Source organism: Streptomyces hygroscopicus, assembly GCF_026168105.1.
Lineage (GTDB): Bacteria > Actinomycetota > Actinomycetes > Streptomycetales > Streptomycetaceae > Streptomyces > Streptomyces hygroscopicus_D.
Genome location: NZ_LBMW01000001.1, coordinates 514,714 through 523,748 on the forward strand (window position 1 = coordinate 514,714; position 9,035 = coordinate 523,748).

Annotated in this window: 12 protein-coding genes; 8 read left to right on the forward strand and 4 right to left on the reverse strand. The window is 71.7% G+C overall.

Annotation, left to right across the window (positions count from 1 at the left end; genetic code table 11):
• Positions 1-7: 7 nt before the first annotated feature.
• Entirely contained in the window at positions 8-916 is a 909-nt protein-coding gene (locus AAW14_RS02265; RefSeq protein ID WP_265559209.1) for an SGNH/GDSL hydrolase family protein, read from the forward strand.
• Positions 917-983: 67 nt separating this feature from the next.
• Here the strand turns inward: AAW14_RS02265 and AAW14_RS02270 are convergent, their stop codons facing one another.
• Positions 984-1,466 (reverse strand): VOC family protein, encoded by a 483-nt coding sequence (locus tag AAW14_RS02270; protein WP_265559211.1) that lies wholly within the window; start codon positions 1,464-1,466, stop codon positions 984-986.
• 123 nt (positions 1,467-1,589) lie between these two features.
• On the opposite strand from AAW14_RS02270, the gene AAW14_RS02275 reads away from it, so the two are divergent.
• The 3 genes from AAW14_RS02275 (at position 1,590) to AAW14_RS02285 (ending at position 4,142) form a co-directional block, all read left to right on the forward strand.
• Positions 1,590-2,789: an epoxide hydrolase family protein gene (locus tag AAW14_RS02275; RefSeq protein WP_265559213.1), complete on the forward strand. Its 1,200-nt coding sequence runs from the start codon at positions 1,590-1,592 to the stop codon at positions 2,787-2,789.
• Positions 2,790-2,899: 110 nt separating this feature from the next.
• Positions 2,900-3,538 carry an ATP-dependent Clp protease proteolytic subunit gene (locus AAW14_RS02280; RefSeq protein ID WP_265559215.1) on the forward strand — a complete coding sequence of 213 codons (639 nt, stop codon included), beginning with the start codon at positions 2,900-2,902 and terminating at the stop codon, positions 3,536-3,538.
• A 1-nt stretch (position 3,539) separates the two neighbouring features.
• Positions 3,540-4,142, forward strand: a complete 603-nt coding sequence (locus AAW14_RS02285) for a ClpP family protease (RefSeq protein WP_265559216.1) — start codon at positions 3,540-3,542, stop codon at positions 4,140-4,142.
• Between the two features lie 34 nt (positions 4,143-4,176).
• On the opposite strand, the gene AAW14_RS02290 is transcribed toward AAW14_RS02285, so the two are convergent.
• Positions 4,177-4,617 carry a helix-turn-helix domain-containing protein gene (locus AAW14_RS02290; protein ID WP_265559218.1) on the reverse strand — a complete coding sequence of 147 codons (441 nt, stop codon included), beginning with the start codon at positions 4,615-4,617 and terminating at the stop codon, positions 4,177-4,179.
• Positions 4,618-4,900: 283 nt separating this feature from the next.
• Between AAW14_RS02290 and AAW14_RS02295 the strand changes: the two genes are divergently transcribed.
• Positions 4,901-5,788: an RNA polymerase sigma factor SigF gene (locus tag AAW14_RS02295; protein WP_265559279.1), complete on the forward strand. Its 888-nt coding sequence runs from the start codon at positions 4,901-4,903 to the stop codon at positions 5,786-5,788.
• Positions 5,789-6,020: 232 nt separating this feature from the next.
• On the opposite strand, the gene AAW14_RS02300 is transcribed toward AAW14_RS02295, so the two are convergent.
• A complete protein-coding gene (locus tag AAW14_RS02300) occupies positions 6,021-6,473 on the reverse strand; it encodes an ATP-binding protein (protein ID WP_265559220.1) in 453 nt (150 codons plus the stop codon).
• A 238-nt stretch (positions 6,474-6,711) separates the two neighbouring features.
• Here AAW14_RS02300 and AAW14_RS02305 point away from each other — a divergent pair, with 238 nt between their 5' ends.
• Genes AAW14_RS02305 through AAW14_RS02315 form a run of 3 tightly spaced genes read left to right on the forward strand, consistent with a single transcriptional unit; the run spans position 6,712 to position 7,879 of the window.
• Complete coding sequence (locus AAW14_RS02305) at positions 6,712-6,858, forward strand: hypothetical protein (protein WP_265559223.1); 147 nt, start codon at positions 6,712-6,714, stop codon at positions 6,856-6,858.
• A complete protein-coding gene (locus AAW14_RS02310; RefSeq protein ID WP_265559225.1) occupies positions 6,855-7,463 on the forward strand; it encodes a PRC-barrel domain-containing protein in 609 nt (202 codons plus the stop codon). Before AAW14_RS02305 ends, AAW14_RS02310 begins: the two co-directional genes overlap by 4 nt.
• Positions 7,460-7,879, forward strand: coding sequence for a PRC-barrel domain-containing protein (locus tag AAW14_RS02315; RefSeq protein WP_265559227.1), 420 nt, complete (start codon positions 7,460-7,462; stop codon positions 7,877-7,879). Before AAW14_RS02310 ends, AAW14_RS02315 begins: the two co-directional genes overlap by 4 nt.
• A 10-nt stretch (positions 7,880-7,889) precedes the next feature.
• Here AAW14_RS02315 and AAW14_RS02320 read toward each other — a convergent pair.
• Positions 7,890-9,035, reverse strand: a 1,146-nt coding sequence (locus AAW14_RS02320; RefSeq protein ID WP_265559228.1) for a DUF6777 domain-containing protein, incomplete at its 5' end; no start/stop codon positions are given.

Sequence of the window (9,035 nt, forward strand, 5' to 3'; positions counted from 1 at the left end):
TGACGGCATGCGGAAGCCGTGGATCGTGGGGGTACTGGTGGCCGGACTGCTGCTCGGCGCGTGCGGAGACCCGTCGTCCGGGCCCGAGGCCGCGCCGCCCACGCCCGAGGTCGCCGGTGCTCCGGCGACGACTCACATGCGGGCGGCGGCCACGCCGGACACCGGCCGCCCGGCGAAGGCTCCCACAGTGCTCTACCTGGGCGACTCGATCGCCATGGAGAACCAGGACGTACTGGGGCAGCAGTTACGGGGCGAGTTGCACGCGGCGTACACGAGCGCCCCTTACGCGGGCACGACCCTGTGCGACTACCTGGAGGGCGGCACTCGGCGTTCGCTCGTGCCGGCCGCGGACAAGGCGGCCGCGCTGGTGCGCTCGACGCACCCGGACTTCGTGGTGCTCCAGTTCTGGGGCAACTCCTGGGGCTACACGCCCTGCATGGACGGGATCAGGTACGACTCGCGGCGGGCGGCGTACTTCGCGCGCTACGCCGCCGACGCAGCGAGGCTGACCGAGGAGATCGCCGCGGCGGGCGGCGACCGGCGGCCCAGGATCGTCTGGGTACTGCAAGGGCCCGATCCGATGACCCCCGAGCGGACCCGGCGGGTCAACGAGACGTACGAGAAACAGGCGCGCGCCTCCGGCGACCTCGTCTCCGACGCGGGCAGGACGGTCGGTCCGGCCTCGGACCGCTACACCTGGGCGCAGTACCTGCCGTGCACCCCGTACGAGCACGAGCACCCGGCGTACTGCACCGAGCCCTCACGTGACCGCACCGCCCTGCACCGCGACGACGACTACCTGCACTTCTGCCTGGCCCCGACGACCTCCACACCGAAGCCGTGCCCTGTCCGCTCGCCCGGCATCCTGCGCATCGCACGGGAGATCACCCGGACCGTCGCGGCACACACCGGCTGACGGCACCTCCCGCAGCGTCCGTCTCGACGCGGGGCCGCTCCTGGTCCGCAGCGGCCCCGTGCCACCGCTACTCCCCCGCGTGCGCCTTCTCCAGCGCGGCGATGTCCAGCTTTCCCATCGAGAGCATCGCCTGTGTGGTGCGCGCCGCCTTCTCCGGGTCCGGGTCCCCGATCATGTCGATGAGCCCGTTCGGGATGACCTGCCAGGACACGCCGTACTTGTCCTTGAGCCAGCCGCAGGGCCCCGGCTCGCCGCCGCCCTCGGTGAGCTTGTTCCAGTAGTAGTCGATCTCCTCCTGGTCGTCGCAGTAGATCTGGAAGGAAATTGCCTCGTTGAACGTGAACTGCGGACCGCCGTTCAGCGCGACGAACTTGTGGCCGTTGGCCACGAAGTCCACGGCGATCACGGAGCCGGCGGGGCCCGGTCCGGCCTCGGTGTAGCGGCCGACGTGGCCGATGCTCGAGTTCTTGAAGATCGAGACGTAGTGGTGCGCGGCCTCCTCGGCCTGGCCGTCGAACCAGAGACAGGTGGTGAATCCTTCGGTGGCCATGAGTACCTCCTGGAGCGTGGGACGCGGTCACCTGTACCGACCGATCCTCTCGCCGAAAGTCATCGTTCGGCCCGGGTACTGATGCGGATGGCGGCCTCGTCTCCCCGAACTAGCATCCCGACCATGACGTCATCGCCCGCTGAGAGCATCCGGCCCTTCCGTCTCGCGATCCCCCAGAGCGACCTCGACGACCTCCATGACCGCCTCGACCGCACCCGCTGGCCCGACGAGTTGCCGGGTGTGGGATGGGCGTACGGAGTTCCCGGCGACTATCTGCGTGAGCTCGTACGGTACTGGCGTCATGAGTACGACTGGCGGGCCGCCGAGGCGCGGCTGAACGAGTGGCCGCAGTTCACCACGGAGATCGACGGGGCACACATCCACTTCGCCCACATCCGCTCCCCGGAGCCGGACGCCACTGCGCTGGTCATCACCCACGGCTGGCCCGGCTCGATCGTCGAGTTCCTCGACGTCGTGGGGCCGCTCACCGACCCGGCCGCCCACGGCGGCGATCCCGCCGACGCGTTCCATGTGGTGGTGCCGGGCATTCCGGGGTACGGGCTGTCCGGGCCCGCCCGGGACACCGGCTGGGAGGCGGGCCGGGTCGCCGACGCGTGGGCCGAGTTGATGGGCCGGCTCGGCTACCCGCGGTTCGGCGCACAGGGCGGGGACTGGGGGGCGGTGATCTCCCGCGAGCTGGGCCGCGCGCACCCGGACCGGCTCATCGGCGTCCATCTGAACCTGCTGCCGGGTGCCCAGCAGGCGACCGAGCCGACCGAGGAGGAACTGGCCTCACTGAGCCCGGACGAGCGGGAGCGCACGCTCGCCTCGTGGCGCCGCTGGGCCGAGTGGCAGCGTGAGGGGACGGGGTACGCGATCCTGCACTCCACCCGGCCGCAGACGCTCGCCTACGCCCTCACCGACTCTCCGGTCGGCCAACTCGCCTGGATCGTTGAGAAGTTCAGGGAGTGGACGGACTCGCGGGAGCTGCCCGAGGAGGCCGTCGACCGGGACCGGCTGCTCACGAACGTGATGCTCTACTGGCTGACCGGGACCGCCGGTTCGTCGGCCCGGATCTACTACGAGCGGGCGCACGCCTCGGGAAGGGCCTCCGCACCGGCCGAGCCCTCCACCGCGCCGACCGCGCTCGCCCTCTTCCCGGGGGAACTGCAGATCCCGCTCCGGCACCGGGCGGAGCGGACCGAGAACATCGTGCGCTGGACCGAGTTCGACCGGGGCGGGCACTTCGCGGCGATGGAGGAGCCCGATCTGCTGGTGGACGATGTCCGGGCCTTCTTCCGGCAGTTGCGCGAGATGGGCTGAGGCGGGACTGCGCCCGTGGCGAATCTGCTGCGGGCAGAGAAACCGCGTCCCAGGACCGTTCCAGGTCAAGAGTGGATTCGACGGCATCAACGCCAAGACCAGGAGATGCGATGACTCCACTCACCACGCTCTCGCCCCGCGCGGAGGAGGGTGACACCCCACCCAGCCGCTTCGACGACCACCTCGCCGCGCAACTGCTCGCCCAGCGCATCGTCTTCCTGGGCACGCAGGTCGACGAGGTGTCGGCCAACCGGGTGTGCGCACAACTGCTCCTGCTGTCGGCCGAGGACCCGCGCGCCGACATCAGCCTCTGCATCAACAGCCCCGGCGGGTCGGTCACGGCGGGGCTCGCCATCTACGACACCATGCGGCTCGTCCCCAACGACGTGTCGACGCTGGCGATGGGCTTCGCCGCCAGCATGGGTCAGTTCCTGCTCACCGTGGGAACGCGCGGCAAACGGTTCGCGCTGCCGAACGCGCGGATCATGATGCACCAGCCGTCGGCGGGCATCGGTGGCACCGCCGCAGACATCGAGATCCAGGCGGAGAACCTGGAGTTCACCAAGAAGGCCATCGAGCGGATCACCGCCGAGCACACCGGGCAGAGCGAGGAGACCATCTCCCGGGACGGTGACCGGGACCGCTGGTTCACGGCCGAACAGGCCAGGGAGTACGGGATGGTGGACCGGGTCGTGGAGTCGCTCGCCGACGTCCGCCCGGCCTCCTCACGTCGACGGATGGGGCTGTGACATGGGGTCGTACACGGTTCCGTACGTCGTGGAGCGGACCGCGCAGGGCGAGCGGTCGTACGACGTCTTCAGCCGGCTGCTCAATGAGCGGATCATCTTCCTCGGCACCGAGATCGACGACGGGGTCGCGAACGTCGTCATCGCGCAACTCCTGCATCTGGAGTCGGCGAACCCGGAGCACGAGATCTCGCTCTACATCAACTCGCCCGGGGGATCGTTCACTTCACTGATGGCGATCTACGACACGATGACGTTCGTTCAGGCCCCGATCTCCACCTTCTGCGTCGGGCAGGCGGCCTCGACGGCGGCGGTGCTGCTGGCCGGCGGGGACCCCGGGCGGCGGTTCGTGCTCCAGCACGCCCGGGTGCTGCTCGGCCAGCCGGCCAGCGGCGGACGGCAGGGCACGGTCTCCGACCTCAGCCTCCAGGCGAAGGAGATGGCCCGCATCCGGACCCAGGTGGAACAGGTCCTGTCCCGCCACACGCACCATGACGTGGCCACCCTGCGCGCCGACATGGACCGCGACAAGGTGTTCACCGCCGAGGAGGCCGTCGCGTACGGGCTGGCCGACGAGGTGTTGAGCCGACGGCTCGCGTTCGTCTGATCCCGGCGCAGCGGGGCCGGACGTCCGCGAGCCGTCAGGCGGCGAGGCACAGACCGTCGTACTGCCCCGTCCGCGACGGACGGCCCCGGCCCGCCCGGGTGCGGATGTGCCGCGCCAACTCGTCCTGGGCGAGCGAGAGCAGGTCGCCGAGGCGGAGTCCGAGGGCCCCGGCGGCGGCCGCGAGGACTTCGGAGGAGGCCTCCTTGCGGCCGCGCTCGACCTCGGACAGGTACGGCATCGAGATCCGGGCCGCCTCCGCCACATCCTTGAGCGTACGCTCCTGAGCGAGCCGCTCGCGGCGCAGCACGTCGCCGACGAGGTCGCGCCACAGCGGCTCCCTGGCGGCGGGGGTCCCCGGCATCCGCCCCGAACTCCCCGGCTGCTGGGGAGTTCGGGGCGCACCGCCGGTGCGCGGCGGCGCGCTCCCGGGACGCAGCGGAATGACGCGGGCTTCCTTCGGCGCATGAATGCTCACCCCTTCAGCCTAGGGACGGAGAACGCCACGGGAAGGGACCGGCGTTCCGCCCTGGGTGAATCCCGCACCGCCAAGCCGACCACGGGTACCGACACGCCATTGCTGCGCCATCTGCCCTTTTTGCAATGGCGTGGCGGACGGCCCAGCCAGAGGACCCCTGCCACGCGCTTCGTGCGTCGAATCCGACATGACCCCCGGACTCCGGGGTATGCGCGGACACACAACGACTTGACGACGCCCGAGAGGCCCGACGGGCCCGACAGTGAGTTTCGTGGGAGAGGTAATGGACACCGCCATGAGCTGGTCGACGGTCACTGACGACACGATCCTGACCAGGACTGGTGAGGAGCCTCTGCCGACCGTCACGGATCCGCGGAGGGTGGCTCCCCGTGACGCGCGGGAGCTGTCCCGCCAGTTCTTCCAGCGGCTGAGCACACTGGAGGAAGGCACGCACGAGTACCAGTACGCGCGCAACACCCTGATCGAGATGAACATGTCGCTGGTACGGTTCGCGGCCGGCCGGTTCCGCAACCGCAGCGACGACATGGAGGACATCGTCCAGGTCGGCATGATCGGCCTGATCAAGGCCATCGACCGGTTCGAGGTCTCACGCGAGGTGGAGTTCACCTCCTTCGCGGTGCCCTACATCGTCGGCGAGATCAAGCGGTTCTTCCGCGACACCACGTGGGCGGTCCATGTGCCGCGTCGGCTGCAGGAGTTGCGGGTGGAGTTGGCGAAGGCCCGGGAAGAGCTCTCCACCCGTCTGGACCGGGAACCGACCGTCGCCGAACTGGCCGCGCTGATGGACCTGCCCGAGGCCGAGGTCGTCCAGGCGCAGATCGCCGCCAACGGCTACAACTCCTCCTCGCTGGACGCCGCGCTGACCGGCGACGACCTGGAGGGTGAGGCCGTACTCGCCGACTTCATCGGCGAGGAGGACGACGGCATGCGCCTCGTCGAGGACTTCCACACCCTCGCTCCACTGGTGGCGGAGCTCAGCGAACGCGATCGTACGATCATCCACCTGCGCTTCGTCGAGGAGGCCACGCAGGCCGACATCGGCGCCCGGCTCGGATGTTCGCAGATGCATGTCTCGCGTCTCATCAAGCGCATCATCGAGCGGTTGCGCAGCGGGATGCTGGACGACGTGAACCGGGTCGACGCCGTCTGACAGACCGCCGAGACAGGACACCACCGGCCGTTCGGCGTACGCGGACAGGCGGGGCGGGTCGTACAGACATGCGGGCAGGTCATGGGGCGCGGACGAGCGCCGGGTTGTCGGGCGCAGCCGAGTCGTGGGCCGCAGCCGGGCCGACGGGCGCAGTCGAGCGCCGGCCGACGGGCGCACGCGAGCGTGCCCGCGCGCGCCGGTGAGGTGGGTCCGCGGCGCGGCCTCCTCGGGCTCAGCGCCCCAGCTTCACCACGGCCGTGACGCGCTTGCCGACGGGTACCAGCTCGGCCGTCACCTGCGTCGCCAGCACATGGACGATCTCCAGGCCGTGTCTGCCGACGCGTCCGGGGTCCTTGGGATAGCGCCGGGGCAGTGCGGCACTGCTGTCGTAGACGGCGACGGTCACGGCGGTGTCGGTGCCCTCGAGTTCCAGGATGTACGGGCCGTGGCTGTGCCGCTGTGCGTTGGTGACCAGTTCGCTCACCACCAGGAGCACATCGCCGGCCGCGCGCCCGTCGATGGAGGCGCACCACTCGGACCGGAGCTGTTCGATGAACAGCTCGCCGAAGGCCCTCGCCTCGGCGATGGACCCCGGCTCCCCGGTGTAGTGCGCCGCCCGCCGTAGCGGCTCAACGGGCATGTCGAAGTCAGTAGGTATCACCGCTCCGTCCAGGTGCTCCATCATGCGGTCTCTCTGAGAAGCCGGTATTCGTACGGCGCGGCACCCCTGTCGGAGGAGTACCGCACCAGTGCTCGTACCCAGTCACGCGTCGGCCAGTCCCCGTACGGGCGATCCCTCCACGCGCCGTGGTGGCGCAGGCAGCGGCCGTCCGGGCCGGGGGCATCTTCGCGTGCGTCCGGGGCATTCGCAGGGTACGGCGCCCGGCGGACGGCCGCAGGGGCCGGGGTACCGGAGGTGGACCGTGAGCTGGTGGCTGTGGCCGGTCCTCGTGGTGGCGGCCGTGGCGCTGCTGTCAGCGCTGTTCCTGTGGGTGCAGGCGCGTCGGCGGGCGGGCACGGTGATCGCCGTCCAGCGGGGCGGCCGGTCCGGGGAGCGGGGCGCGCGATGAACGAGTTGATGGGCGCGCGGGAGCTGTGCGGGCGTCCGGTGGTGACGCTGGGCGGCGACGCCGTCGCCCAGCTGAGGGACACGGTCTTCGACGGCCCGGCCGGCCGTGTGACCGGTTTCACCCTGAGCGGGAGGGGCCTGCTCGCGGGGCCCCTGCGCAAGAGCCTGCCATGGGCCGCGGTCCATGCGCTGGGCCGGGACGCGGTGATGATCCGCGGTCAGGAGGTGCTCGTGGAGCCGTCGGCGGTGGTGGCGCGCAAGGAGGCGGCCCACGGTCAGGTGCTGGGCGCCCGGGTGCTCACGGACGCGGGCACGGAGATCGGCGTCGTGCTGGACGTCGTGGTCGAGGGCGGCAGGAGCGGACGCGTGGTGGGCTTTCGGATCAACGCGCGGCAGTCCCTGGTCATGGGCTCCCGCAGGCGTCGGCGCAAGGTGTTCGTGCCGCGCGGTGAGACGCTCGCCGTGTCCGGGCGGGCGCTGGTCGTCCCCGCGGACGCCGTCCGCTTCGTCGCCGACGACCTCGCCGGGTTCGCCGCCCGAGTCGAGGCGTTCCGGGCGAGGGGCGGGGCCGCCCCGGACGGGCTGGAGAAGGGACCGTCGGCGTGACGTCGTATGCCCAGGCCCGTGGCCTGCCGGTGGTGACCCTGGGCGACGCGCGCGAGATCGGAGAGCTGACCTCGCTCGCCCTCGATGCCGTGGCCGGGCGCCTCACCCATGTCCTGGTGTCCGGGCGCGGCCGCAAGGAGACCGCGGTCGCCTGGGACGCCCTGCACGCGGTCGGCCCGGACGCCGTGCTCGTGGAGCCGGACTTCCGGCCGGAGTCCGTGCCGCCGGGTCCTCGTCACGAGGCGCTGGGCAGCAGGGTGCTGTCCGAGGACGGCGCCGAACACGGCGCGGTCCAGGACCTCGTCTTCGACCCGTCCACCGGCCGGATCGAGACGGTCGTGACCACGCTGGGCGAGGTCCGGGGCGACCGGCTGCTCGGACTCGGTGACTTCGCGCTCGTCGTACGGGCCGACTGAGCACGGGCGCTCACGGGGAGGCCGGGGCCGGCGCGCCCGGTGCGACGGCGGGCGGCGAAGGCCGGGACCCGCTCGCCGGAGGCGCCGCGGACGGCACTGGTGCCGCCGACGGGCCCGGTGCCGACGAGGCCGGCGGGGGCGGTGCCGACGACGGGCCCGGGGGCGCTGACGACGGCGACGGGGCGGAGGGGGCCTCGGACGACGGCGGGGCGGAGGAGGAGGGGGCGGGCGACGACGTCTGCGGTGTGGGCGTCGAGACACTCGCCGACGGGGTCGGCTCCGCCGGGGGGCTCGTCTTCTGGTCCTGGTGGCCCGTCTGGTCTCCGCGCAGCCGGGCGATCCAGTCGTCGTGCTCGACGTCGAACAGGACGAACGTGTCCACGACTGCGGGAGAGGGCGAGACCACCACGACGTTCTGCGGCTCGAATCCGGGCCAGCGATCGCCCGTCTCCTTCGGTGTGGACTTCTGTGCGACCGGCGGTGTGAGCGGGTTGCCGCAGGCGCACCGCACGCGGGGCACGCCATGGCCGTCGACGAGCACCGCGGTGCCTGCCTGCAGGATCGCCTGGTAGCCGGTGGCCGCGCCGTTGCGGTAGCCGTGGTTGGTCACCCGCGTGTCCATGCGCAGCCGCACCGGTGTGAGCGAGCGCAGATAGGCCGGCACATCGGAGGGCCGGACGCCCAGCACCGACGCGAACGCGGTGTTCTTCGCCGGGTCCGCCCGCAGCGCTCTGATCTGCTTCTCCGTGTCGCAGCTGGCGACGTCGCGGGTGCCTCCGTACAGGCCGGGCGCGGAGCCGTCGACGGCGCGCGTCACATTGGCGGACTGCGCCGGGCCTGCCGGGGACGGGGTCGAGGGGGCCGCGGAGCTTTCGGTCGCCGACGACTGTGTGAACGGGTCCGGGCCCGTTGTGTCGGCGGCCTGCAGGAAGACCTCACCGCTCGTGGGGGAGCCGCCACCACCGGAACGGGTGAAGACGAGACCGAGGACCACCGCGGCCACGGCCGCCAGGGCCATCAGCGCCAGCCGGGGCACGGACCTCCACCAGGGGCGGTGCGCTTCCCCGCCGGTGTCTCCCGGGCCGGGCGGACCGCCGGGGCCGCCGGGGCCGGAGGGGCCACCGGGGCCGGGCGGACCGCCGGGGCCGGGAGGGCG